Origin of the sequence: Microvirga rosea, assembly GCF_020595095.1 — a bacterium.
Lineage (GTDB): Bacteria > Pseudomonadota > Alphaproteobacteria > Rhizobiales > Beijerinckiaceae > Microvirga > Microvirga rosea.
In genome coordinates this window covers 567,880-592,488 of sequence record NZ_JAJDOP010000002.1, presented here as the reverse complement: position 1 = coordinate 592,488, position 24,609 = coordinate 567,880, and the positions used below count along the sequence as shown (strand labels likewise).

At 64.5% G+C, this 24,609-nt stretch carries 25 protein-coding genes; 5 read left to right on the top strand and 20 right to left on the bottom strand.

Translation table 11 applies throughout. The features are described from left to right. Nucleotides 1-93: 93 nt before the first annotated feature. The 9 genes from LJD17_RS07205 to LJD17_RS07165 all read right to left on the bottom strand — a co-directional run bounded on the left by LJD17_RS07205 (nucleotide 94) and on the right by LJD17_RS07165 (nucleotide 8,367). Nucleotides 94-747 (bottom strand): HAD family hydrolase, encoded by a 654-nt coding sequence (locus LJD17_RS07205; protein WP_227383467.1) that lies wholly within the window; start codon nucleotides 745-747, stop codon nucleotides 94-96. A gap of 66 nt (nucleotides 748-813) precedes the next feature. Further along, entirely contained in the window at nucleotides 814-1,299 is a 486-nt protein-coding gene (locus LJD17_RS07200; protein ID WP_227383466.1) for a F0F1 ATP synthase subunit B family protein, read from the bottom strand. A 14-nt stretch (nucleotides 1,300-1,313) separates the two neighbouring features. Beyond that, on the bottom strand, nucleotides 1,314-1,862 hold the full coding sequence (locus LJD17_RS07195; RefSeq protein ID WP_227383465.1) for a F0F1 ATP synthase subunit B family protein: 549 nt from the start codon (nucleotides 1,860-1,862) through the stop codon (nucleotides 1,314-1,316). A 121-nt stretch (nucleotides 1,863-1,983) separates the two neighbouring features. Further along, nucleotides 1,984-2,208: a F0F1 ATP synthase subunit C gene (locus tag LJD17_RS07190; RefSeq protein ID WP_009764739.1), complete on the bottom strand. Its 225-nt coding sequence runs from the start codon at nucleotides 2,206-2,208 to the stop codon at nucleotides 1,984-1,986. Between the two features lie 58 nt (nucleotides 2,209-2,266). Then, nucleotides 2,267-2,995, bottom strand: a complete 729-nt coding sequence (locus LJD17_RS07185; protein ID WP_227383464.1) for a F0F1 ATP synthase subunit A — start codon at nucleotides 2,993-2,995, stop codon at nucleotides 2,267-2,269. A gap of 57 nt (nucleotides 2,996-3,052) precedes the next feature. After that, on the bottom strand, nucleotides 3,053-3,427 hold the full coding sequence (locus LJD17_RS07180; protein ID WP_227383463.1) for an AtpZ/AtpI family protein: 375 nt from the start codon (nucleotides 3,425-3,427) through the stop codon (nucleotides 3,053-3,055). A gap of 209 nt (nucleotides 3,428-3,636) precedes the next feature. Then, entirely contained in the window at nucleotides 3,637-7,095 is a 3,459-nt protein-coding gene (gene smc / locus LJD17_RS07175; RefSeq protein ID WP_227383462.1) for a chromosome segregation protein SMC, read from the bottom strand. Between the two features lie 45 nt (nucleotides 7,096-7,140). Next, nucleotides 7,141-7,779: a DsbA family protein gene (locus LJD17_RS07170; protein ID WP_227383461.1), complete on the bottom strand. Its 639-nt coding sequence runs from the start codon at nucleotides 7,777-7,779 to the stop codon at nucleotides 7,141-7,143. A 72-nt stretch (nucleotides 7,780-7,851) separates the two neighbouring features. Continuing rightward, nucleotides 7,852-8,367, bottom strand: coding sequence for a DUF721 domain-containing protein (locus tag LJD17_RS07165; protein WP_227383460.1), 516 nt, complete (start codon nucleotides 8,365-8,367; stop codon nucleotides 7,852-7,854). 60 nt (nucleotides 8,368-8,427) lie between these two features. Here LJD17_RS07165 and mutY point away from each other — a divergent pair, with 60 nt between their 5' ends. Together mutY and LJD17_RS07155 are read left to right on the top strand one after the other, a co-directional pair. Next, the gene (gene mutY, locus LJD17_RS07160) at nucleotides 8,428-9,564 is read left to right on the top strand and encodes an A/G-specific adenine glycosylase (RefSeq protein WP_227383459.1); all 1,137 of its coding nucleotides are present in this window, start codon (nucleotides 8,428-8,430) and stop codon (nucleotides 9,562-9,564) included. A gap of 94 nt (nucleotides 9,565-9,658) precedes the next feature. Continuing rightward, nucleotides 9,659-10,267 carry a short chain dehydrogenase gene (locus LJD17_RS07155; protein ID WP_227383458.1) on the top strand — a complete coding sequence of 203 codons (609 nt, stop codon included), beginning with the start codon at nucleotides 9,659-9,661 and terminating at the stop codon, nucleotides 10,265-10,267. A 72-nt stretch (nucleotides 10,268-10,339) separates the two neighbouring features. Here the strand turns inward: LJD17_RS07155 and LJD17_RS07150 are convergent, their stop codons facing one another. From LJD17_RS07150 to LJD17_RS07130, 5 genes are all read right to left on the bottom strand, one after another. Continuing rightward, nucleotides 10,340-11,245 carry a LysR family transcriptional regulator gene (locus LJD17_RS07150; protein ID WP_227383457.1) on the bottom strand — a complete coding sequence of 302 codons (906 nt, stop codon included), beginning with the start codon at nucleotides 11,243-11,245 and terminating at the stop codon, nucleotides 10,340-10,342. A 166-nt stretch (nucleotides 11,246-11,411) separates the two neighbouring features. After that, nucleotides 11,412-12,161, bottom strand: a complete 750-nt coding sequence (locus tag LJD17_RS07145) for a metallophosphoesterase family protein (protein WP_227383456.1) — start codon at nucleotides 12,159-12,161, stop codon at nucleotides 11,412-11,414. Nucleotides 12,162-12,233: 72 nt separating this feature from the next. Then, a complete protein-coding gene (locus LJD17_RS07140) occupies nucleotides 12,234-13,427 on the bottom strand; it encodes a site-specific DNA-methyltransferase (RefSeq protein ID WP_319799682.1) in 1,194 nt (397 codons plus the stop codon). A 158-nt stretch (nucleotides 13,428-13,585) separates the two neighbouring features. Further along, complete coding sequence (locus tag LJD17_RS07135) at nucleotides 13,586-14,227, bottom strand: ribonuclease HII (protein WP_227383455.1); 642 nt, start codon at nucleotides 14,225-14,227, stop codon at nucleotides 13,586-13,588. 100 nt (nucleotides 14,228-14,327) lie between these two features. Next, nucleotides 14,328-15,509, bottom strand: a complete 1,182-nt coding sequence (locus LJD17_RS07130; RefSeq protein WP_406600777.1) for a PA0069 family radical SAM protein — start codon at nucleotides 15,507-15,509, stop codon at nucleotides 14,328-14,330. Nucleotides 15,510-15,635: 126 nt separating this feature from the next. Here LJD17_RS07130 and LJD17_RS07125 point away from each other — a divergent pair, with 126 nt between their 5' ends. Further along, nucleotides 15,636-16,130, top strand: a complete 495-nt coding sequence (locus LJD17_RS07125) for a glycosyltransferase family 2 protein (protein ID WP_227383454.1) — start codon at nucleotides 15,636-15,638, stop codon at nucleotides 16,128-16,130. 6 nt (nucleotides 16,131-16,136) lie between these two features. Here LJD17_RS07125 and moaB read toward each other — a convergent pair whose 3' ends face one another. From moaB to LJD17_RS07095, 6 genes are all read right to left on the bottom strand, one after another. Beyond that, entirely contained in the window at nucleotides 16,137-16,691 is a 555-nt protein-coding gene (gene moaB, locus LJD17_RS07120; RefSeq protein WP_227383453.1) for a molybdenum cofactor biosynthesis protein B, read from the bottom strand. A gap of 101 nt (nucleotides 16,692-16,792) precedes the next feature. Further along, complete coding sequence (ypfJ, locus tag LJD17_RS07115; protein ID WP_227383452.1) at nucleotides 16,793-17,653, bottom strand: KPN_02809 family neutral zinc metallopeptidase; 861 nt, start codon at nucleotides 17,651-17,653, stop codon at nucleotides 16,793-16,795. An 89-nt stretch (nucleotides 17,654-17,742) separates the two neighbouring features. Beyond that, on the bottom strand, nucleotides 17,743-18,585 hold the full coding sequence (locus LJD17_RS07110) for a uracil-DNA glycosylase (RefSeq protein ID WP_227383451.1): 843 nt from the start codon (nucleotides 18,583-18,585) through the stop codon (nucleotides 17,743-17,745). A gap of 49 nt (nucleotides 18,586-18,634) precedes the next feature. Then, on the bottom strand, nucleotides 18,635-19,183 hold the full coding sequence (locus LJD17_RS07105) for a methylated-DNA--[protein]-cysteine S-methyltransferase (RefSeq protein WP_227383450.1): 549 nt from the start codon (nucleotides 19,181-19,183) through the stop codon (nucleotides 18,635-18,637). 87 nt (nucleotides 19,184-19,270) lie between these two features. Next, nucleotides 19,271-20,404, bottom strand: coding sequence for a transglycosylase domain-containing protein (locus tag LJD17_RS07100; RefSeq protein ID WP_227383449.1), 1,134 nt, complete (start codon nucleotides 20,402-20,404; stop codon nucleotides 19,271-19,273). After that, nucleotides 20,346-20,684 carry a hypothetical protein gene (locus tag LJD17_RS07095; RefSeq protein ID WP_227383448.1) on the bottom strand — a complete coding sequence of 113 codons (339 nt, stop codon included), beginning with the start codon at nucleotides 20,682-20,684 and terminating at the stop codon, nucleotides 20,346-20,348. The genes LJD17_RS07100 and LJD17_RS07095 overlap by 59 nt, the downstream gene beginning before the upstream one ends. Before the next feature lie 194 nt (nucleotides 20,685-20,878). Here LJD17_RS07095 and LJD17_RS07090 point away from each other — a divergent pair, with 194 nt between their 5' ends. Beyond that, on the top strand, nucleotides 20,879-22,543 hold the full coding sequence (locus LJD17_RS07090) for an electron transfer flavoprotein-ubiquinone oxidoreductase (protein WP_227383447.1): 1,665 nt from the start codon (nucleotides 20,879-20,881) through the stop codon (nucleotides 22,541-22,543). A gap of 232 nt (nucleotides 22,544-22,775) precedes the next feature. Then, entirely contained in the window at nucleotides 22,776-24,581 is a 1,806-nt protein-coding gene (locus LJD17_RS07085) for a tetratricopeptide repeat protein (protein WP_406600768.1), read from the top strand. Nucleotides 24,582-24,609 lie beyond the last annotated feature (28 nt).

Sequence of the window (24,609 nt, the reverse complement as noted above, 5' to 3'; positions counted from 1 at the left end):
GCTGCGTCTTTCCCGGCACCGTCATCGGTTCTGGGTTCCGGGCTCGCCTTCGGCGCCCCGGAATGACGGCGGAGCTGTTTCGATGACGAGTTGTCAGGCCGCGTACCGGCGCACCATCTCGGGCAGCTCGGTCATGCGTTCGATGATAACCGGAGCGCCCGCATCGCGCAGCTTGTCCGCGTGGCCCGGCGCACAATGTCCTCCGCCGACGAACCCGATCACCTTCATCCCTGCCGCGCAGGCCGCGCGTACACCCGATGGCGAGTCTTCGATCACCAGGCACTCGGCCGCGGAGGCACCCATGCGGGAAGCGGCGTGCAGGAAAAGATCCGGCGCCGGTTTGCCGTGACGCACTTCCGTTGCACTGAAGACATTCGCAAACAAGTCCGCAAGACCCGTGACGCGAAGCGACAGGGCGATTCGGTCATGGGTGGAGGAGGAAGCGACACAGCGCGCGTAGGGGAGGGCGAGAATCGCATCCCGCACGCTGGGAATCGGCTGTAGCTCCTCTTCGAAGCGGGCGAAGAGGGTCTTGTTGATCCGCTCGCCAAAATCGGCAGGAAGGGCGCGATTGTGCGCAGCCTCGATTCGCGCGGTCATGTCCTTCAGGGATACGCCGACGAATTGCGTGATGATATCCTGCACCGTGTAGGGAAAACCGAGTGCGGTCAGGAATTCGGCATCGATCCGGCAGGCAAGGGCTTCGGAATCCACCAGGACGCCGTCGCAATCGAAGATCACCAGCATGACATCTCCTAAAACGAAAAGGGCCGCTCACGGGCGGCCCTTCGATGACGCATGTGCGCGATGCCCTTACTGCAGCTTGGCACGCACGTCGTTGAGGCTTTTTTCCACAAGGGAAGCGCCCACGGGGCCGGACAATTCGTTACGCAGCACCCGTTCGGAAGCCTTGACGGCGGCGTCGACAGCGGCGGCGCGGACTTCGGCTGATGCCTGAGCTTCGGCCTGGGCGATCTTCGCTTCCGCGGAGGCGGTCCGGCGCGTCACGAAGTCGGCCATCTTCTCCTGAGCCTCGCGAGCCAGGCGCTCGGCTTCTTCCTTGGCCGTGGAGACGATATCGGCTGCTTCGCGTTCAGCAGCCTCGCGCTTGGCCTCGAATTCCCGGAGGAGCTTTTCGGCGTCCTGCCGCAACCGCTTGGCCTCGGTGAGTTCATCGGCGATTCGCTTGCCGCGCGTATCGAGCGAGCTCATGACCTTGCCGGGCACGCCGTAGTAGAACAGGATGCCCCAGAAAATCACGAAAGCGACGGCAACCCAGAATTCAGCGCTGGACAGCATGGGAAACTCCTGAATCAGGCGTTGGGTTGGTCGAGAGCGGCTTCCACCACCTGCGGGGCAGGGGCCTTGCCGGTCAGGCGTTCGACGATGGCGCTGGCGGTCTCGGCGGCGATGCCGCGGACATTGGCCATCGCTTCGGCCTTCTTCTGAGCGATAACGGCTTCGGACTCGGAAAGACGCTTGCCGAGGTCGGCCTCGAGCGCCTTGCGCTTGGCCTCGGTCTCCGAGGAAACCTGCGAGCGTGCTTCCTGAGCGAGCGCCTGAGCGCGGGTCTTGGCTTCCGAAAGCGCCTTCTCGTAGGCGGCTCCGGCCGCCTCGGCGCGGGATTTCATGGCGGCTGCCTCGTCGAGGTTGCCGGCGATGGTCACGCGGCGGTGCTCGATAATGCCGGACAGGCGCGGCAGAACCAGTTTGGACAGAAGGGCGTAGAGAGCCACGAAGGTGATCGCCAGCCAGAGCACCTGGCCGCCGAAGGTTTCCGTCTTGAAGGGGGGAAAGCCGATGTCTTCATGGGCGCCGCCATGGGCTTCCGTTTCAGCGTGGGTCGTCTGGGCCTGAGCCATGGAACTGATCCTGATAGGATTGGGTCGTCCTAGAAACGATGAATGACGGCGGATGAACCGCCGTCACCATTCTCGAAGCGAAGCGCCTGAGCGCTCCGCCCTCCCGATCACCGTATTGATATCAGGTGAAGAGAAGGACGAGGGCGACGACGAGGCAGAAGATGCCGAGACCTTCTGCGAGCGCCGCGCCGATGAAGGCGCGAGCGAACTGTCCGTCGGCAGCCGACGGATTGCGCAGGGCGCCCGAGAGGAAGTTACCGAAGATGTTGCCGACGCCCATAGCGGCGAGGCCCATGCCGATGCAGGCGAGGCCCGCGCCGAGGAACTTGAAAGCAACCGGATCCATCGTGATCTCCTTAGGATTGGTGTTTGACCGGGAGGGAAGGGATTAACGCAGCGCAGACCTAGTGGCCCGGGTGCAGCGCGTCGTTGAGGTAGATGCAGGTCAACACCGTGAAGACGTAGGCCTGCAGAGCGGCGACGAGGAACTCGAGCGCCATGAGAGCGACCGCCATGAGGAGCGGAAGCGGAGCGAGGATCGTCAAAGCTCCGCCGGCGCCCAGAAGAGCCACCACGAAGCCGGCGAAAACCTTGAGTGCAATATGCCCCGCGAGCATGTTGGCGAACAAACGGAGGGACAGGGAGATCGGCCGCGAGAGGAACGAGATGAGCTCGATCACGACGATGAAGGGCAGAAGCCAGGCGGGCACGCCTGACGGCACGAAAAGCCCGAGGAAGTGGGTGCCGTGCTTCACGAAGCCGTAAACGATCACCGTTCCGATGACGAGGATCGCCAGCGAGAAGGTGACGATGACGTGGCTCGTGACCGTGAAGAAGCCCGGGATCATACCGAGCAGGTTCGCGGTGAGCACGAACATGAACAGGGAGAACACGAGAGGGAAGAACTTCATCCCCTCATCGCCTGCCGCGTCCCTTAAGGTGCCTGCCACGAAATCGTGCAGCACCTCGGCGACCGACTGGGCGCGGCCGGGAACCAGCGCGCGCTTGCGGGTCGCCAGCATCAGGCCACCGACGATGACCGCCACGGCGCCGACCATGAACAGCGACGAATTGGTAAAGTTGATGACAGGAATGATGGGCTTGATCTGGAATTGCTCGATTGGGCTTGCCATGATCCGCTCTTAAATCGCTCTTACCTGTCGCCATTATTCGGCTGGGATGGGGATCGTTCACCGCTTCTCATCATACCGGGCACCCTTCATGAGGCCCGCCGCTCGCAAAAGATTGAGCATCCCGGCACAGAAGCCGAGAATGATGCACACGATGAGCCCCCAGGGAGAGATCCCGAACAGATGATCGACGATCCACCCGACAATCCCGCCCGCCACGACCCCTGACACGAACTCCGCCGAAAGCCGGAAGGCTTGGCCGAGCGCGCTGGAATCGGACTTCGATCGAGACTGCGATTCTGTCATCTTGGTTCGCTGTGCGGACGCTTGATCGATCCGCGCATCGAGAGATTTCAGTCTCGCTGTCAGGTTAGCATCGTCGGAACTGGTCGGCTCCTGACCGTCTTCACCATTCCGCTTCGTAGGGTCCGCCATGGCGTTCTCCTGAGATAAGCGGTGCGGGAAAGGTCTTGGAATCCCGGCCCCGAAAGCCGCGCGAAACATATGGGGGAGGGTCCCCCCTGTCAAGGACCGTCAGGAAAGAGTTAAGTCCTTGTAAAAACGAATTATTTTCTATGTTAGCAACAGCCTTGCGTGAAAACGCCCACGATTCTGAGGCTGAATGATGGCTGAGCTTGAAACCCTTACGCCGTCTCAAGGATGCGCTCGGCGCTTTGAAGGTCGACGGAAACCAGCTGCGAGACGCCCCTTTCAGCCATGGTGACGCCGAACAGACGGTCCATCCGCGCCATGGTGATCGGGTTGTGCGTAATCACCACGAACCGCGTCTCGGTGCTGCGCGCCATCTCTTCCAGAAGGTCGCAATAGCGCTCCACGTTGGCGTCGTCCAAGGGCGCGTCCACCTCGTCGAGAACACAGATCGGGGAGGGATTCGTCAGGAACACGGCAAAGATCAGCGCCGTCGCCGTCAGGGCCTGTTCACCGCCGGACAGCAGGGTCATGCTCTGCGGTTTTTTGCCGGGAGGCCGGGCCAGAATCTCCAGGCCGGCTTCCAGCGGATCATCCGAGTCGACAAGGGTCAGCTCGGCGGTGCCGCCACCGAAAAGGGTGGTGAAGAGACGCTGAAAGTGTGCGTTCACCACGTCGAAGGCGGCAAGAAGTCTTTCCCGTCCTTCCCGATTGAGGCTGCCGATCGCGCCGCGCAGGCGCTTGATCGCCTCGACAAGGTCGTCCCGTTCCGACGCGATGCTGCCGTGCTTCGTTTCGAGCTCCGCCAGCTCCTCCTCGGCACGCAGGTTCACGGCGCCCAGACGTTCCCGATCGCCTTTGAGGGAATGAAGCTTCGATTCGATCTCGTTCTGGGTCGGAAGCTCCACCCCGTCCCTCAGGCCGGCGAGCTCGATGAGCCCGGCGGGCGTGGTGTCGAGATTCTCCGAGATGGCGCGGGTAATTTCCGCGAGGCGCTGGATCGCTGCTTCATGGCGGGCCTGCGAGCCTGCGCGGGCTTCGCGGGCCGCCGCGAGGGCTTCCAGAGCGGCCCGGGCGGCCCGGTCGGTTTCCGCAAGCTGGGTTTCCGCGTCGGCGAGCCGGTCGGCGGCCTCCTTGCGCTTGGCCTCGGCCTCCTCGACTTCCGCCATCAGGGCACGGCGGCGCAGGAGATAGGTATCGGGCGCTTCCAGCAGCCGTTGATGCTCGTCCTGGGCCCGCTCCAGCCGTTCGCCAAGGTCTTCGAGTGCCTTGGCGGCTCTGGCGGCCCGCTCGGTCCACAGGCGAATGTCGGAGACGATCGCTTCCTGACGGCGCCGACGCAGCTCCGCTTCGTGGACGAAGGATTGCAAGGCCGCCCGGGCTTCCGATGCCGCCGCCCGGCGCTCCGCCACAAGGGTCCGCTCCTCGAGCAGACGGTTTTCCAGGTCCGGCGCCGGAGCAAGGTCTTCGAGGGCAGTCTCGGCCTCGCCGGCGCGCTCGCGGGCTTCGTTCTCGCTCTCCGAAATGCGGGAAAGGCCTTCTTGCAGGGCCGACCGCCGCTGACCCAGCTCAGCCTCGCGCCTTTCGGCGTGGGCCAGGCGGCTGCGGGACGCATCGAGGGCCTGTCGGGCCTGCCGGGCCGCCTCGATTGCCTGCATCTCGTGCGATGCGGCGGCCCGGACCGCATTCAAGGCCTCCTCCGCCTCGTGGCGCAGGCGCTCGGCGTCCTCGCGGGCGGCGGCGGCTTCCCGCTCCAAGTCTCCAAGGCGATTCTTCTCCGCCAGGCGGCGGGCCGCCGGGGATGGCGCCTCCGCGGCGGTGGTGAAGCCGTCCCAGCGCCAAAGATCGCCTTCCTGAGAAACGAGACGCTGGCCCGGCCTGAGCGAGCCCCGGAGCCGGAGCCCGTCCGCCTTCGAGACGACGCCGATCTGGCGCAGACGCCGCTGCAGGGCGGCCGGCGCTTGCGCCAGATCCGCGAGGGAAGGAACGCCTTCGGGAAGGGAAGGGTCGTTGTCCTCGAGCCCCGTCTCCGCCCAGTGGGCAGGAGCGGTGGGGTTGGTGGATGCATCCAGATCGTCGCCCAGTGCGGCGCCGAGAGCGGTTTCATAGCCCTTTTGAACGGTGATCTGGTCGAGGGCGGGGGGCCAGAGATCGCCCGTGGCCGAGGTGACCAGCTTCGCCAGCGTGCGGGCCTCGGTTTCGAGGCGCTGCGCCTTGCGTTCCGCTTCGTTCAAGGGTTGGCGCAGCCGATGCTCGGCTTCCCGGGCGGCCGCGAGGGTTTCACGGGCAGCGATGACCGATTCTTCGGCGTTCTGCGCGATTTCCTCGGCGAGGTCGGTCTCCTCGCGCAGGGTGTCGATGTCAGGGCCGTCGTCGGCCGGAGCCGCGAGAGCCGCGATGTCGCGCTCGATCCGCTCCTTTTCCGCCGCGAAACGCGCCGACCGCTCCATCTCCTCGCGAATCGTCCGCTCCAGAGCGGCCCGGCGGGCATTCAGGTCCGACGTCTGGGCCTGAAGAGCTCCCAAGGAGGCTTCGGCTTCCGCAAGTTCGGCTTCCGCCTGTCGAAGGCGTTCCTCGCTCTCGGCGCGGGCATCGTCCGCCCCGTCCGTCGTAAGGGTCAGTTCCGCTTCTTCCCCGCGCAGGCGCTCGATCGTCGCCTCGGCATCGGTCCGCTGGACCGCCTCTCGCGCGAGATCGCGGTTCAGGTCGCCGATATGCCGCTCAAGCTCGGTGACCCGATCCTTCGAGCGCCGCTCCTCCGACTCGAGCTCGTTCCGCGCATGGGTCAGCCGCTGGAGAGCCGCCGCGGCCTTGGCCTCGGCCTCCCGCAGCGGCGGGATCGCATGCGCCGCAATCGCCTGGGCGGTCGCAGTCCTTGTCTGCTCCTCCGTCCGGTCGGCGACGGCTTTGAGGTTGTCCGCCGCCTGTTGCTCCGCGGCGGCGGCCTGTTCTCGGGCCTCGGCAAATCCGATCGCGTAAAGAAGAGCTTCGAGCCGGCGGATTTCGGCGGACAGGTTCTTGTAGCGCGACGCCTGGCGGCCCTGGCGCTTGAGGCTGTCGACCTGGGTCTCAAGCTCCCGGATCACGTCCTCGACGCGGAGCAGGTTGTCCTCCGCCGCCTTCAGGCGAAGCTCGGCCTCGTGACGGCGGGCATGGAGGCCGGCAATACCGGCGGCGTCTTCCAGGATGCGGCGCCGGGCCTGTGGCTTGGCGGAGATGATTTCGCTGATCTGGCCCTGGCGCACCAGCGCCGGCGAGCGCGCGCCCGTGGCCGCGTCCGCGAAGAGGATCTGCACGTCGCGGGCGCGCACCTCCTTGCCGTTGATTCGGTAGGTGGAGCCCTCCTCACGCTCGATCTTGCGGGAAATCTCCAGCAGATCGGCGTCGTTGAAGGCGGCCGGAGCCGTGCGCTCCGCGTTGTCGATGGTGAGCATCACCTCGGCCGTATTGCGGGCCGGCCGGCCTCCGGAGCCGGAGAAGATGACGTCGTCCATTCCCGTGGCGCGCATGTTCTTGTGGGAGTTTTCTCCCATGACCCAGCGCAGGGCCTCGACAAGGTTCGATTTGCCGCAGCCGTTTGGCCCGACGACGCCGGTCAAGCCCGGCTCGATCAGGAAATCCATCGGCTCGACGAAAGTCTTGAAGCCGGCGATGCGAAGGCGCGTCAGCTTCATGGACGCGCCTTTCCGTCCCGCCCCACGGGGGCAGGGTGAGAGAGTTTAGGCCCCCAACAAGGGCTTGATGATCTTCTCGAGCTCATCGATCGACAGGCTTCCCGGGTGACGCTCGCCATTGATGAAGAAAGTCGGGGTCGAGTCCACCTTGAACTGCTCAATAGCCCGGTTCTTCACCGCATTCACCGCGTCATAAAGTTTCTGGTCCCGCAAGCAAGTGTCGAATTTCTCCTGTGAAAAACCGGCCTGCTTCATGATCTGGCGCAGGGCGTCGAGGGGCTTGTCCACGAAAGCCCAGTTTTTCTGCTGCTCGAACAGGAGATCGGTGATCGGGTAATATTTGTCGTTCCCGTCGCAGCGGGCGAGCATGAAGCCGGCCGTCGCCAGGGGATCGAGGGGGAATTCCCGCAAGGTGAAGCGCACTTTGCCGGTGTCGATGTAGCGCTTCTTCAGTTCCGGCCAAGTTTCCTGGTGAAAATGCCCGCAATGGGAGCAGGTCAGCGAGGCGTATTCGACGATCGTGACCTTGGCGTCCGCAGAGCCGAGGACCACGTCCCCGAGGGGTCCCTGGACCGCCAGATCCTGGACCGAGACGTTTTGCGCGAAGGCGGGCAGGCTCGTGGCCACGAAAGCCGCCGCGGCGGCTGTGCCGAGAAGCTGAAGCGTTTGACGCCGGGTGATCATCTGCAAGGAGCTCCGTGAGAGATTTCATTCTGCGGTAGAGGGAGTTGGTTCGCCTGACAAGCGCCTCTTCCGTCACGCTTTCGTGCGTGTTCCGCCGCTCGAACCAACGATGGCCTCGCCCAAACGATCCAAGGCGGCTCGCAGCGGCTCCTCCTCGATGGGTTGAATGGCCGCCGCCAGGCGCTCCCGGTCCGCCTGGCTCAACGGTCGGGGAACGGCCCGTTCTTTGGTGATTCGCCGCACGGGGCCCTGTTTGAGCACGAGCTTTCCGATGCAGCGCCAGCCGTAATAGGTGTTGACCCGATCCATCACGATGGGGGCGAGATGCTGCATTTCGAGGGCGAAGGCGCTCTCGACCCGCACCACCAGGGTTGCGGGGTCCGGGCGGGCATCCGGGTCCGCGTGGGGGGCTTTGCGCTTCCATTCGATCTTGAGAGGCTGGGTGAAGGCCGCCAGCTTCTCGCCCACGATGTCCGGCCAGGCGATGATCACGTCCGACGTGGCAAAGCCTTGTGCCGCCAGGCTCGGACCCAGGCAGGCGTCGAGAAAGTCGGCAAGGGGGCGGGGCCTGGGCCTCGGTTGGCGCATGTTGATTTCGATCTAAAAGCCGCGTTGGAATATTCCATCAGGACCGTTATTCCACGAGACATGTTAACGCCCGCCTCGCGTGTCACCAAGCCCGATCCCGCCGACCTGCTCACCTGGTACGATCGTCACCGGCGCGATCTGCCATGGCGCGCCAAGCCCGGCGAGGCGGTGGATCCTTACCGGGTTTGGCTGTCGGAGATCATGCTGCAGCAAACGACCGTCGTTGCGGTTCGGCCCTTCTATCAACGGTTTCTGGAGAAATTCCCGACTGTTTCTGCCCTTGCGGAAGCTCCTGTGGATGCGGTCATGCAGGCCTGGGCCGGTCTCGGTTATTACTCCCGTGCCCGAAATCTCCACGCCTGTGCGAAGGCCGTCGTGGAGAAGCATGGCGGCCTCTTCCCGGGAACGGAGGCCGAGCTTCTGAAGCTGCCGGGTGTCGGTGCCTATACGGCAGCAGCGGTTGCTGCCATTGCCTTCAACCAGCCGGCAGCGGCGGTCGACGGTAATGTGGAGCGGGTCGTGTCCCGTCTCTTCATGGTGGAAGACCCTCTCCCGAAGGCAAAGCCGTTGATCCGCACGCTTACGCAGGATCTTGTACCGGCCGATCGTCCGGGAGACTTCGCGCAGGCGCTGATGGATCTCGGTGCAACCATCTGCACGCCGAGGCGTCCCGCCTGCGCGCTTTGTCCTTGGATGACGCCCTGTCGGGCGAGGGCCGAGGGCCTGCAGGAAACCTTCCCGCGAAAGATCAAGAAGGAAGCCGGCCAGTTGCGGCGTGGGGCTGCCTTCGTGGTGCTGCGGGCCGACGACAGCATCCTGTTGCGAACGCGCCCGCCGCAGGGCCTTCTCGGGGGCATGGCCGAGGCGCCCACAAGCATCTGGGAGCCTGATTACGAGCCGTCCCGGGCCGTCCTCGACGCTCCCCTCGATGCACGCTGGCAGCGCCTGCCCGGCGTTGTGCGGCACGTCTTCACTCATTTCCCGCTGGAACTGACGATTCTGTTCGCCAAGGTCCCGAAAGGCACGCCCGCGCCGGAGGACATGCGTTGGACCTTGCGGCGCGACCTTCATGAGGAGGCGCTGCCGGGCGTCATGAAAAAGGTGATCGCCCATGCCTTGGGCGAGCTGCCTGCTCCGGCAAAAGAAGCTCCCGTCAAGAAGCGCGCTGCCCCTCGAAAGGGCTCGTCGTCTTCCTGATCTTCGGCAGGAGAGATGACTTTCCCCAAAACATCTCTCGCGGTTTGCGTGCCCTATATCCCTCTCAGCTGAAACGCTGCGGGAGGAGACCGAGATGCGGGTGATCATCATCGGGGCGACGGGAACGATCGGAAAAGCCGTCGTGGATGTCCTCTCGGGAAGTCACGAGGTCGTGCGTGTCTCGCACAGCAAAGGCGAGCACCGGGTCGACATAGCATCGCAAACGTCGATCGAGCAGCTTTTCAACACCCTCGGTTCTTTCGACGCGGTGATCAGCACGACCGGCCGTGCCGCGTTCAAGCCGCTGACGGATCTGACCAATGAGGATTTTCAGCTCAGCCTGACGAACAAACTCATGGGACAGGTGAATCTCGTGCGCATCGGAGAGCGCTTCATCAACGAGGGCGGATCGTTCACGCTGACCAGCGGTGTATTGGCCGGCGAACCCATGCCTGGAAGCGCGGCCGTCAGCCTCGTGAATGCGGCGATCGAGGGCTTCGGGCGTGCTGCCGCCCTCGAGAAGCCGCGCAACATCAGGGTGAATGTGGTGAGCCCGCCATGGATCAGCGAAACCCTGGCGGCGATGGGGCGAGATCCGATGGGCGGCATGCCCGCGGCGGAGGTCGCGAAAGCCTATGTTTACAGTCTCGAAAGCGGCGGCAGCGGCGAGGTGATCGATGCGCGCCGATTTAAGGGGCACTGACGGAAGCGGCTCTTCGTGCGCAGTCGCCTCATTCCTTCCAGGCGTCTCGTCAAGCGCATCGGGCCATGTGCTTCACCGCTCCTGAAGGGCGCCGAGCAAAGCCTTTCGCTCGTGCTTGAAGAGATCGGCCAGCGCGGCCGACACTTTGGCGATGCTCGTCCGGTTGCGGCTCCGGGGATGGGTGACGAGATAGATATCCTCGATCATGTCCTCGGGGGGATCGAGGACCCGGACGAGTCCAGGATCGGCGTCGCCCATCCAGCACGGGAGGACCGCCGCGCCGAGGCCCGCCTTTGTCGCCTGATAGCGGATCGGCACATCGCCGATCCGCGCCGCGATGGGGCGTCCCTTGGCGAACCGGGCAATCAGCGCCGCCTGGGTGGAGAGGTGCGGATCCTCCGGCGGCACGATCACAGCCGCGACATCGGGCGAACTCGCATAAACCGCGAAGGCGATCCGGCCGATCTTGCGCACGATCAGGTCATCCCCTTCCGGCATGCGCCGCATCCGTAGGGCGATATCCGCTTCACCGGCTGCAAGATCCGCCCTCCGGCGCATCGGCAGGTAGGCGATTTCGACAGGGGCGGTCGCATGAGCGAGGTTCGCCGCGTGATGGGACAGAAAAAGGGTCACCGACATGGTTGCCGTGAGCCTGACCGGGGCCGAAGGATCGGGCCGGTAGGCCGCGGCGAGTTTCGGAACGGAGCCGGCGGCTTCGGCCATGGGCGCCGCGGCTTCGAGCACGGCCCGGCCGGCTTCCGTCAGAATGAGGCTGTTCGGGCCTCGTTGGAACAGCTCCACGCCAAGGCATTCCTCGAGCGTGCGGGTTCGCCGGGCGATGGTCGGCTGGCTTTGACCGAGGGCCCGCGCGGCTCCGTTCATCGATCCATGAGCCACCACAGCCAGGAAGATCTTGAGGTCGTCCCAGGACGGTTCGGTCTGGGGATCCCCGGGTGTGTCGATAGAAGAAGGAGCCATGAAACGAGATTAAAGCCGTTGTGACGGTCGCGCATAGGGGCACATATCCGGTTGGATGTTCAAGCCCGGCATCTTTGCGTGTCCCCTTGCGGGGCACAGCCCGACAGGTTTGCGCGGCCCGTCTTCATCCATGAAGGGGCATTCCCAGTGCGAGGTGCGGCCGGTTTCAGGATTGCGCCTTCATCAATCCCGTTCGGAGCCCATAGGACCAGTCCGGACGGCCATTGGCGTCTGCGCGGGCCGCCGCTTCGTCGTGCGCGTAGGAGACGGCGATGAGGTCCACCGCGATGGCGCCATTCGGCTGGACATGGACCATCGCATAGCGGGCGTGCGGCGTTCCCGATTCGGTGACGACCAGGGGATCGATCGATACGTCGATGGCCGGGCAACCGACGCTTCCCGGATTCAGCACGAGGGTGCCGTTCGGCAGACGCACCAGATCGGGACGGTGGCTATGTCCGCACAGGACGATCTGCGCCGAGACGCTTTCAAGGTTCTTTGCGATGGACGCTGTCGGACCGCGCACGAGGCAGCCGCCCGCGACGGCATCGATCAGAAATGTGTTGTCGTCATGGGGCGTTCCATGAACCGCAAGGATGCCTGGAGCGATCCAGGCCGTTTTCGGCAGATCTCCCAGCCGTTTGATTTGCTCTGCGTGAAGGACATTATAGGCGAAACGGTCGGACGCTCCCATGGCATCTGGCGGGAGGGTCGCGAGCTGGCGCTCGTGATTGCCGCGGATCGTCACGGCTTCGAGCCGGTCGAGCCGCTCCATGGTTTCCTGCGGCCAGAGCGGTCCCGATACGCAGTCGCCGAGATTGACGATGCGGTCCGGCTTGCGCCGATCGAGATCCTCCAGCACCGCGTCAAGCGCAAGGACGTTGCCGTGAATGTCCGACAGCACCGCGATCTTCATCCCACGTCTCCGTCAAGCAGGAAGCCCTCGGCATGAGCGCCGAGGGCTTGGGTCGGTAAGGGAGAACTTAGATCAGGCTGCGAGTTCGGCCCGTATTTTCGAGCGAAAATCGTCGATCGAGACGAGCTTGCCCTTGCGCTCGATGTTCCAGAATGTCCAGCCGTTGCAGGCGGGCAGGCCTTGCACGAGCGCGCCGATCTTGTGGATCGATCCAATGATCGCACCGAGCGCCAGCGTTCCGTCCGCCCGCACGACGGCCTTGTAGCGCCGCCGTTCATCGACCAGGGTTTCGCCGGCCTTCACATGGCCGCCTTCGATCAGTGCAAGGAACGGCACGCGAACCTCGGCGCGTTTCTCAGGGGGAGCCGCGATGGCGACATCCGACAAGGCTTCGACGGCGTCGATGCGTGCCCGCGCCGCCTTGGCATAAACGGGGTCGCGCTCGAGGCCGATGAAGTGACGTCCGAGTTTTTTCGCGACCGCGCCGGTCGTGCCGGTCCCGAAGAAGGGATCGAGCACCACATCGCCGGGATTGGAAGAAGACAGGAGGACCCGGGCGAGAAGCGCTTCGGGCTTCTGGGTCGGATGAACCTTGCGGCCGTCCTCGCCTTTCAGCCGTTCCTCCCCTGTGCAGAGCGGAATGAACCAGTCCGACCGCATCTGGACGTCTTCGTTGCCGGCCTTCAGCGCATCGTAATGGAAGGTATAGCTCTTCGCCTCGGCGCTCTTCGAGGCCCAGATCATGGTCTCGTGCGCGTTGGTGAAGCGCCGGCCCTTGAAGTTCGGCATCGGGTTGGCCTTACGCCAAACGATGTCGTTGAGAAGCCAGAAGTCCAGGTCCTGCAGAGCAGCGCCCACCCGGAAGATGTTGTGGTAGGAGCCGATGACCCACAGGGTCGCGTTCTTCTTCATGACGCGCCGCACGCCGGCGAGCCAGGCGCGGGTGAAGGCGTCATATTCGGAAAAGCTCGAAAACTTGTCCCAATCATCGTCGACGGCGTCGACGATGCTGTGATCCGGGCGCGTGAGCGCCTGCTCGAGCTGAAGATTGTAGGGCGGGTCCGCGAAGACGACGTCCACGCTCTCCGAGGGAAGCTTCTCCAGATTGGCGATGCAATCACCGAGAAGAATTTCGTTGAGGGGAAGAGACGGCAGGACGGATAGGGAGGCTTTACGCCCCATCCGAGGCGCCGGCGCAGCCCGCCCGGTACGCGAGACATTAATCCGGGTGGCGGCGCCGGCGGCCCCGGTACGCGAGGTACCCATGGGTGATCACCGTTTACGCAACTGACAGTCCGGATCATGCGCCGTTAGGGTAAAGACGAAGTTTCCAAGCGCGAAAAAAATCGTCCTATTTTAGGTCGGCAAATTCTGCCTACTCATTGAAAATGTTGGGTTTTTTCGTTAACGGGCATTAAGGTCGGTTACAGATCCAGTAACCCTTGCCGCAGAGGCGCGAAACTGAGGCGATGGAACGGGCAGGGACCCTCGTTCGCCAGCACGGAGAGATGAGTCTTCGTGCTGTAGCCGGCATTCGTCGCGAAACCGTAAGCAGGATAATGGTTTCCCAGCTGCGCCATCATCCGGTCCCGCACGACCTTGGCGACGATCGACGCCGCGGCGATGGAGGCGATCTGCGAATCACCTTTGACGATGACCTCGACCGAACAGGGAAGATCCGGGGGATCGTTGCCATCGACGAGGGCCATGTCGGGCTTGCAGGGGAGGGCCGACAGGGCCCGGCACATGGCGAGAAGCGACGCTTGGCGAATATTGATGCTGTCGATCTCCGCATGGGACACGGATGCGATCCCGACACGCGCCGTCCTGAGAATGTCCGGGAACAGGTTCTCGCGCTTCTGGGCCGTCAGGGCTTTCGAATCGGCCAGGCCCTCCGGCACGTTCTCCAGATCCAGCACCACGGCAGCAGCCACCACGGGCCCCGCCAGAGGACCGCGCCCGACCTCATCGAGGCCGGCGATGCAGCGAAAGCCCTCCGCGCGGGCGGAAAGCTCCCGCGCAAGGCCGATGTCATGTTTTCGACGGGGGCGAATCGCTGTCGTCATAGGCGCCATCAAAGCGGGATCCGCATGTCTTTTCCAGGTAGCCGGTGACGCAGTCGATGCTCGCGCCCCTTCACCTGAAAGAAGTCTTCCCCGGAAGACATCAGAACAGGGACAGTTGCCCGGTTTCCTTCGCGGGCGGCGTGAACAGGTCCGTGCGCAGCTTCCAGGAACGCTTGTTCAGGCCCAGTCTTTCGGCCGTCGTTTCAAAGCGCCGGCCGATCATCCACGCATAGGGACCGACCCCGGTTTGCCGCACGCCCCAATGGGCATCGTAATCCTTTCCGCCCCGGGCTTCCTGCAGCAGCGAAAAGACGTGATTGAGCTTGTCCGGATAATGCTCGACGAGCCAGTCCCGCATCAGGTCCTTCAGGTCGTGCGGCAGGCGCAGAAGCACGTAGCCGGCTTCCTCCGCGCCGGCCATGCGGGCCGCCTTCAGGATGTCCTCGATCTCATGATCGTTGATGGCCGGAATGATGGGAGCCACGAGGACCGTGACGGGAATTCCCGCATCCGTGAGCTTGCGGACGGTTTCGAGCCGCTTGGCCGGCGAGGCTGCGCGGGGCTCCATGCGGCGGGCGAGCTTGGGGTCGAGAGTCGTGATGGAGATCGCCACCCTGGCCAGCTGCCTGTCGGCCATGCGGCTCAGGATATCGATGTCGCGGGTGACGAGGGCTGATTTCGTCACGATGCCGACGGGGTGATTCGCCCGGTCCAGAACCTCCAGGATGCCGCGGGTGATGCGAAAGCGCCGCTCCACGGGCTGGTAGGGATCGGTGTTCGATCCGAGAGCGATCACCTTCGGCTCGTAGGACGGCGCCCGCAGTTCCTTCTCCAGGAGGTCGGCAGCATTCGGCTTGGCGAAGATCTTCGTCTCGAAATCAAGGCCGGAGGACAACCCCTGGAACGCATGGGTCGGCCGCGCGAAGCAATAGGAGCAGCCATGCTCGCATCCCCGATAGGGGTTGATGGAGCGGTCGTAGCCGATGTCGGGCGAATCGTTCTTCGTGATGATCGTCCGGGGCTTCTCGACGATCACCTCGGTCGGAAGGGGCGGCAGCTCCTCTTCCAGGTCCCAGCCGTCGTTGAAGCCTTCCCGCGCCGTCGGCTCGTAGCGTCCTGTGGGATTGGCGGACGCACCCCGGCCACGGCGCCTGTCGGAATCCACCCGGTAATCGGGATCGTCCATCCGGCGACGGGCGGCTTCGGCGGCCTCGATCGGCGAACGGGCGGCGGGACGTGACAGAACAGGATCGCGGGGTGCTTCCCTGAAGCGGATGGACATGGTGGCCTCGAGCGAATCCGACGGCAAGAACGTCTCGTGAACAGAGAACAAAAATGGAACGAAATCAAGTCTTCTTCGGGGCGCACGGCAGGCGACGAGGGATGAGGAAAACGTTATGCTGTCCCCATGATCACTGTTCTCATACGCGCCCGGCGCGGGCCCGAAGCCCTGGCCGTCACCTTGAGCGCGCTGGTTCCGGCGGTTGCCGCGGGCCTCGTGGCCGATGCCGTCATCTTGACGGACAAACAGGATGACGCGGTTGACCGTGTCGCCGATGCGTCCGGCGCAACCCTGACCGTCTCAAGCTCCTGGGCTGACGGCGCGAAGGTTGCCCGGCACGAATGGCTGCTCCTCCTCGATGACGGCGATATCCCCCAGGAAGGGTGGATCAGGGTGCTGGAGCGCTTTGTGGGGCTTGGCGGTCACCGGGCCGGTCTCGGCCGCCTGCGCCGGCACGGGCATGGAATTCACGCCCTGATCGACGCCATGAAAACCCTCCTGCGACGTCGGGGGCCACGCGCCGGCGATCTGGTTCACCGCCGGATCCTTCTCGATGGCGCGCGGGTGGGGGCGCCGGTGCGCCTTCCGGCGGCCATTGCGCGCGATCCCGTCTTCGGCTGAGCCGCCTCAGGCCTGAAGCTTGCCTCGCTTCAGGTGCTCGTCGAGGCGGGGCATGATCTCGACGAAATTGCACGGCCGGTAACGGTAATCCAGCTGGGTTGAGAGAATGCCGTCCCATGCGTCCTTGCACGCGCCCGGGGAGCCCGGCAGAACGAACACGAAGGTCGTTCCGATCAGTCCCGCCGTCGCGCGGGACTGGATCGTCGAGGTGCCGATCTTGTCGAAGCTGATGCGATGGAAGATCGCCGAAAACCCGTCCATGCGCTTGTCGAAAAGCGGCTCGATGGCTTCCGGCGTCACGTCCCGGCCCGTGAATCCGGTGCCGCCGGTGGTGATGATCACGTCGATGGCGGCATCACTGCTCCAGCCCTGCACTTTCGCGCGGATGGCGTCCGCATCATCCGGCACGATCGCGCGGTCGCCGAGCCGGTGCCCGGCTTGCGTCAGCCGTTCAACCAGGGTGTTGCCCGACTTGTCGTCCGCCGGAGAGCGCGTGTCGGAGACGGTCAGGACCGCAATGGTGAGGGGGACGAAGGGAAGGGTCTGGTCGATTCCGGGCATGTGGAACTTCTCGCGTTTGCCCTGATCTAGCGCTCTTGCGAGACACGATCCAGGGCAAGCATGCAAGCCGTCATTTCAGGGCGGAGCAGGCCGGCCAGCTTCTAAAGCTTACTTGCCCGGAACGTATCGCAGGCCTGGACCTGCCCGGTCTTCAGGCCCGTGGTCAGCCACCGCACGCGCTGCTCGGAGGAGCCATGGGTGAAGGAATCCGGCACGACGCGACCCTGGCCCTGCTGCTGCAGGCGATCATCGCCGATGGCCTGCGCAGCGGCGATGGCTTCCTCGATGTCGCCCTGCTCGAGGGAGTTCCAGCGCTCATTGGAGTGGCGCGCCCAAACGCCTGCGAGGCAATCGGCCATCAGCTCCACGCGGACCGACAACTGGTTGCGCTCGGTGGCGCTGACTTCCTGCTGGCGGGCCTGAACGCGCGGCAGAATATCGAGCTGGTTCTCGACGTGGTGGCCGACCTCGTGGGCGATCACGTAGGCATAGGCGAAGTCGCCTCCGGCCTTGAACCGGCGCTGCATTTCCTGGAAGAACGACAGGTCGATATAGACCGTCTGATCGACCGGGCAGTAGAACGGCCCCATGGCCGATTGCGCGGCCCCGCAGCCCGAGCGGGTGGAGCCTGAGAACAGCACCATCTTCGGCGGCTTGTACTGGCGGTTGGCCTGCTGCGGCAGAACGGTGGACCAGACGTCCTCCGTATTGCCGAGAATGGCCGAGGCGAACCGGCCCATCTCATCCTGCGGGGTGCCCTGCTTGCCCTGCTGCTGCTGATAGCCGCCACCGCCGCCCGACATCATCTCGGCGCCGCTGATCAGGATGCGCGGATCGATCCCGAGGGCCCAGCCGAGAAGGCCGAGCACGACGATCGTGCCGATCCCGAGGCCGCCGGCACCACCCGGAATACCACGGCGATCTTCCACATTCGATGAGGTTCGAAAATCATCCCAGCGCATGGTCCACCTTCAGGAGGCGTTGAGCGCCTCGTTCGAGCGTTAAAGCTGGAGCGTAGTGACAGGTTCCCGCTTTCTCGGAAAGACCCGCCCTAATCCTTTCCGTCGAGGGCCCGTCGCAGCGCCTGAAAGTCTCGCCAGCCGAGCCGCTTCTGGAGCGGCTGACGCAACAGATAGGCCGGATGCAGCGTCGCCAGGGCCTTTATCTCGCGGCCATCCCCGGCCTTGTAGGTGAACCAGCGCCCACGGGTGCGCAGGATCCCGTCCTTGATGTCGAGGAGGTTCTGCGCGGCCGGGCCGCCGAGGCAAAGCAGGAATTCGGGACCCGCGAGTTCGATCTGCCGGGCAATGAACGGCTTGCAGATGGCGACTTCCTGCGGGGTCGGCGTACGGTTGCCCGGAGGCCGCCAGGGCACGATGTTGGCTACATAGACCTGCGTGCGGTCGAGCCCGACCGCCGCGAGCATGCGATCGAGCAATTGCCCCGACCGACCCATGAAGGGCTTGCCGATGCGGTCCTCGTCGGCCCCCGGAGCTTCGCCCACCAGCATCACGCGCCCCTGCGGATTGCCGTCCGCGAAGGCGAGGTTCTTGGCGCTGAACTTGAGGGAGCACCCCTCGAAAGCGGCGAGCAGCCCCTCCAGCTCTTCCAGGGATTGGGCGCTGTGGGCAAGCTCGCGGGCGAGATGGGCCGCATCCTCCGGCGTTCCGGCTGCGGCCTTGGGAAGCGGTCGCGCGGGCGTCGCCGGCGCGGAGGGCTGGCGCGGCGCTTCCGTTCTCGGTTCAGCAGGCAGCGAGCGCTCGGGCGCCGTGGGCGGAGGCTGCTCGGCGAAACGGTTATGGGGGGTCTCGTCGAGCGCAAGATCCACCCCCGCCTCGACGTGAAAGTCGAGAAGCGCCTGCAGGGCCTCGCGATCGGGGGGCATGTCCGACATGAGACTTATGTAAGCATCCGGAAGGCTGTGGACAACTCGACGGGCCGCATCACGATGCCCAATCGAAAAGAGTCGGCTCGTCGGTCCGCCTGGCGCCTTCGATGTCGAGGAGGCGGCGCTTCGTGGCGGTCCCGCCGATCGCGGAAAAGCCCCCGAGCTTGCCGTCCGCTCCGACGACTCGGTGACAGGGAACGATAATGGCGAAAGGGTTGCGTCCGAGAGCCTGGCCGATGGGGCGGGCGTCGGCCATGCCGATCCGCGCCGCGATCTCCCCATAGGTCAGGATCCTGCCGGGCGGAATCGTGCGGGCGATCTCATAGACGCGGCGGTGCAGATCCGGCACGCCGTCCATGTCGAGCAGGGCGGTGGAGAGGTCGCGCGGCTCTCCTTCGAGCAGGGCAACGATGTCGGCGATCACGGACCGGACCGCTTCGGGCGGCTCGGCCTCCACCGCATCCGGAAAACGCCGTGCGAGGCGGCTGCGGCTGCGCGACACGTCGGCTTCCGGCAGGTGCAGGCCGGCAATGCCCGTTTCGCCCCAGGCGATGCCGCAGGTGCCGATCGCGGTTTCGAAGAGCGTGAAAGCGTCGGCCGGCATGGAAACCACCTGTCAAGCGCGAAAGGCGGACCGGGCGTCCGCCTTTGCCGAGTTTATCCCAAAGCCGCCGACGCGGCTATCGCCGGTTCAGTTCGCCTGCACCAGAGGCTCGCCGGCCGCCAGATACGCCGCCGACGTGGTGATCAACCCGTCATCCGCCATGCGGGCGAGAACCCAGTCGCGACGGTCCTTGGCCCGTTCGCGATTTGCCGCCAGATCGAGCCGGTAGTTGTTCGGGGCCTTCGGCAGAGCCGCCAGATAAGCGGCTTCCGCGAGCGTCAGGCTTGCGACGGGCTTGCTGAAATAGGCCTCGGCCGCCGCCGCGATGCCATAGGCGCTGCCGCCGAAATAGATCTGGTTCAGGTAGATCTCGAGGATCTGATCCTTGGTCAGGTTCCGTTCGATCCTGCGGGCCAGGATGATCTCCTTGATCTTGCGCTCGACCGATCGCGGCTGTCCCGGCAACAGGACGTTCTTGGCCACCTGTTGGCTGATCGTGCTGCCTCCCGCCGGATTGTCCCCGAGGGCCATGAGGTTCTGGGCCGCGGCCCGCAGAACCGCCCGAGCGCTGACGCCGCTGTGATCGTAAAAATCCTGGTCCTCGGCCGCCAGAAACGCCTTCACCACATGGGACGGAATATCCGAGAGGGGCACGAAACTACGCCGTTCCACAAGATGGCCGGAGGCATCCGTCCGAGCAACGGACGGCGGCTGATAACCGGCCAGCGAGGCCGCTTCCGGAAGGTCCTGTCCATAGGACCAGAAGAGAATACCGAGTCCGGCTCCGCCCATTGCGACAAGAAGGGCGGCCGTGGTCGCGCCGCCGACGAGAATGCGCCGCAACCGTCCAGCCGCCGCCTCATAGGGAGCCGCCAGGAGGTGGGCGGGAATCGAGAAGGCCGTGGAAAGCTTCTCGATCATGTCCGCCGAAAGGCGGCGCTTGCGGCTCAGAACTTCGGAGGCGCGGGAGCGAGAGCCCAGTACCTCGGCCATGTCCTTCTGGCCCTTGCCCTGTGCCCGAAGAGCCAGCTGAAGCACGTCGATCGGATCGGCCGGTGCCGGGCGGCCCTGTCTTGCCTCATAGGCGGCCACCAGGGCAGCCAGAACTTCAAGCCGCTCCTCGTCCTGCGATCCTTGCGCCGCCGACATGAGCGTTGCGACCTCACGCAGGGCTTGCTCGTAATCCGCCTGGGTTCGAATGGGTTTCACGCTCACGCTCATCGGCGGGGGCTCCTTGGAGGGACTTGGTATGAACAGCCTGGATCTGAGCAATTCCGAGAGGGAAATTGACCTGGAGCCAGACTTCGCAGCCTTCCGGATCCAGCGCGATGCGGAAGCTCTCTCCTTCATGGCGCGCGATCCCCGACCATTGCCGCAGCAAGTCGTCCGCCTGCACCCACTCGGCAGCCGCAAGAAGCGCGTGAAGAGCCCTCAGCGTGACCTCCGCTTGAGGATGTTGGGTCCAGTACGATTCCAGTCTCGACAATCCGATCACCAGCATGCGTCATCCATACGTGTTCCCAAATTTGGGAGCAAGTGTTTTTCAGCAAAATGTTGCAAACCTCAACAATGCCTTCCAGCATCGGCGCAACAAAGGTAGGAAGCGCTGCCGGCATGATGTGGGCTTGAGAAAACCCACACATTGTTCATATGTAAACTATCTCGGCGCGAGAACTGCGTATCAGGAGGAAGTCCATGGCCGATCTGCCCGCCCGTGAATCGATGGAATTCGACGTCGTGATCGTCGGCGCCGGTCCTGCGGGTCTCGCCGCCGCCATCCGGCTCAAGCAGGATGCCGCCGAGAAGGGCGCCGAAGTTTCCGTCGTGGTTGTCGAGAAGGGATCCGAAGTCGGAGCCCATATCCTGTCCGGCGCGGTGATCGATCCCAGCGGCCTCGACGCACTGCTTCCCGAGTGGCGAGATGACCCGGACCGGCCCCTCAAGACCGAGGTGACGGCCGACGAGTTCATGTATCTCGGCCATGCGGGCGGCATCAGGCTGCCGAACGTCTTCATGCCGAAGCTGATGAACAATCACGGCAATTTCGTCGGGTCGCTCGGCAATGTCGCCCGCTATCTCGGCCGCAAGGCGGAGGAGCTGGGCGTCGAGATCTATCCGGGCTTCCCGGCGGCGGAAGTTCTGGTCGAGGACGGCCGGGTGGTGGGCGTCGCCACCGGCGACATGGGAATCGGCCGGAACGGCGAACCCAACGCCAACTTCACCCGCGGCATGGAGCTGCGGGCGAAGTATACGATCTTTGCCGAGGGAGCGCGGGGCTCCCTCACCAAGCAGATGGTCGACCGCTACGGTCTCAACCAGGGCCGGGACCATCAGAAATACGGGCTCGGCATCAAGGAACTCTGGCAGGTCAAGCCGGACAAGTTCCAGCCGGGCCTCGTGCGCCATTCCATGGGCTGGCCGCTGCCGAACAATGCCGGCGGCGGCTCCTGGCTCTACCATTTCGACGACCATCTCGTGTCCGTCGGCTTCGTGGTGCACCTCAACTACAAGAACCCGACCCTTTCTCCGTTTGAAGAATTCCAGCGCTTCAAGACTCACCCGATGGTCCGTGACGTGTTCGAAGGCGCAAAGCGCATCGGATACGGGGCGCGGGCGATCATGGAAGGGGGGTGGCAATCCGTGCCGCGCCTGAGCTTCCCGGGCGGCTGCCTCGTCGGCGATTCCGCGGGCTTCGTGAACGTGCCGCGCATCAAGGGCAGCCACAACGCCGTGCTGTCGGGCATGCTCTGCGCCGATCACGTGTTCGACGCTCTTCAGGCGGGCCGCGCCCATGACGAGGTCTCGTCCTATGAGGAAGCTTGGCGTGCGTCGCCCATCGGCTACGACCTCAAGCGCGTGCGCAACGTGAAGCCCCTCTGGTCGCGCTATGGCACGATGGCGGGCGTGGCGCTCGGCGGCTTGGACATGTGGATGACCGAAATCTTCGGCCGCTCGCCCTTCGGCACCATGAAACACGGCAAGCCGGATCACGAGAGCCTCCTGCCGCTCTCCCAGGTGAAGCTGATCAAATACGACAGGCCGGACGGTGTCCTCACCTTCGACCGGCTGTCCTCGGTCTTCCTGTCGAACACCAACCATGAGGAGGATCAGCCGGTTCACCTCCAGGTCAAGGACATGGGCCTGCAGAAGGCGTCCGAGCACGACGTCTACGGTGGTCCCTCGCAGCGTTACTGTCCGGCCGGGGTTTACGAGTGGATCGAAGGGGAGGGTGGGGCTCGCTACCAGATCAACGCCCAGAACTGCGTCCACTGCAAGACCTGCGACATCAAGGACCCCAACCAGAACATCAACTGGGTCACCCCGGAGGGCGGCGGCGGACCGAACTACGTGAACATGTAAGAGGCACTCCGGCCGGTTCGACGGAAGGCGGGACCTCCCGGTCCCGCGTCGCCGGAAGCCTTCCTGAGGTCGAAGAAGACCTTTCGCCTCGTTTCAAATCTTCACGAGGCCTCGACCAGCGGCAATGTCCCCCTTGCCGCAGGCGATGGGAGACGCCATTCTCCGGCCTGATTTGGCGCACATTCCTCAGGGGACGTTCTCCCCGGATGCGCGATGATTGGAGCAGCACTGAGTGCCGACCTTTAATTTGTTCCCGGCCCGCAAAGGCCTGCCTGTGCTTGTGTTTGCAGCTGCCAGCCTCCTGGTGGCGCCGGCCTTCGCGGCAAATACGGATCCGAACGAGACGTTGCAGCCGGCCCTGAGCCTCGAGGGCAACTTCCTGGCCGCCTATGTGGCCGGCTCGACCCATGACACGGCGGCCGCCACCACCTTCTTCCGCGAGGCCATTCAGGAAGATCCCCGGAATCAGGAGCTCGTCGAACGGGCGTTCGTGGCATTCCTGGCCAATGGCTCCATGCCGGAAGCTTACGAGACGGCGGAGCGTCTGGCATCGCGCGACGGGTCGAACAATCTCGCCCGGTTTGCGCTGGCGGTGCGATCGCTCAAAGCCAAGAAATACGCGGACGCCCGGGCCAAGCTGAACGTCAAGGGTCGGGGTCCGGACCTGACCGGCACCCTTCTGACGGCCTGGGCCTATGCGGGCGCCAAGGATGCCAAGCAAGCCCTGGCGACCGTCGACAAGCTCAAGAGCGAGCGGGCCTTCAATCAGTTTCGGGAATACCACGCCGCTCTGATCGCCGATGTCACGGGCAATCCCGCCGAGGCCGAGAAGCGCTTCAAGGCCGCCTATGAGGGTGAGCGCAACACCCTTCAGGTGGTGGATGCCTATGCCCGCTTCCTGGCCAAGCGCGGCCGCCGTGACGAGGCCCTGGCGCTCTACAAGTCCTTCGACGACGCGGTGCCGCGCCATCCCGCTGTCCGGGCCGCGATGGCGGCTCTCAAGGAGAACAAGCCCCTCGGCCCGACCGTTACGACGGCCCAGGAGGGAGCCGCAGAGCTTCTTTATGGGCTCGGTGTCGTCGGGAACAGCCAGGGCGACGAGCTGACGGCCATCATCTATCTGCGCCTCGGCCTCGACCTCGATCCGAAGCATGCGCTCGCCCTCGTCACCCTCGGCGATGTGTACGAGCGCCTGAAACAATACGATCAGGCCAACGAGATCTTCACCCGTGTCCCGAAGGACGCTCCCGTCCGCACGGGCGCCGATATCGCCATCGGGCAGAACTACGAGCTTCTCGGCCGCAGCGCCGAGGCGGAAAGCTACCTCAAGTCCCTCATGGAGAAGCATCCGGAGGACGTCGAGGTCGTCATGGCGCTCGGAAACGTGCAGCGTTCGCGCAAGCAGTTCGCCGAAGCGGCGGAGACCTACGACAAGGCCATCAAGCTCGTCGGGACGCCGGAGCGCGGCCACTGGATCTTGTTCTTTTATCGCGGCACCTCGTACGAGCGGGCCAAGCAATGGGACAAGGCCGAGGCCGACCTGAAAAAGGCGATGGAGCTTGTGCCGGATACCCTGCCGCAAGGTAAGGCCCAGGTGTTCAACTACCTCGCCTATTCCTGGGTCGACCGGAACGAGAACATCGACGAAGCCTTCAAGATGCTGACCCGCGCGGTCGAGCTCGCGCCCCGGGACGGTATGATCATCGACAGCCTCGGCTGGGCCTATTACCGCATGGGTCGGTATGACGATGCCGTGCGGGAGCTGGAGAAGGCCGTGGATCTCAAGGCGGGCGACCCGGTGATCAACGATCACCTGGGCGACGCGTACTGGAAGACGGGCCGCAAGCTGGAAGCCAAGTTCCAGTGGAACCATGCCAAGGATTCCAATCCCGAGCAGGAGGATCTCGTGAAGATCCTCAAGAAGATCGACAATGGCCTGGACGAGACCGCCGCGGCCGAGCCGACGGTGACCCCCGCCGCCGCGCCGGCGGAGGAGACCGTTCCGTCCGCGACGCCACCGAAGGAAGGCGGGGGCTAGTCGCGCCCGCTCCAAGTCACGTCTAAGT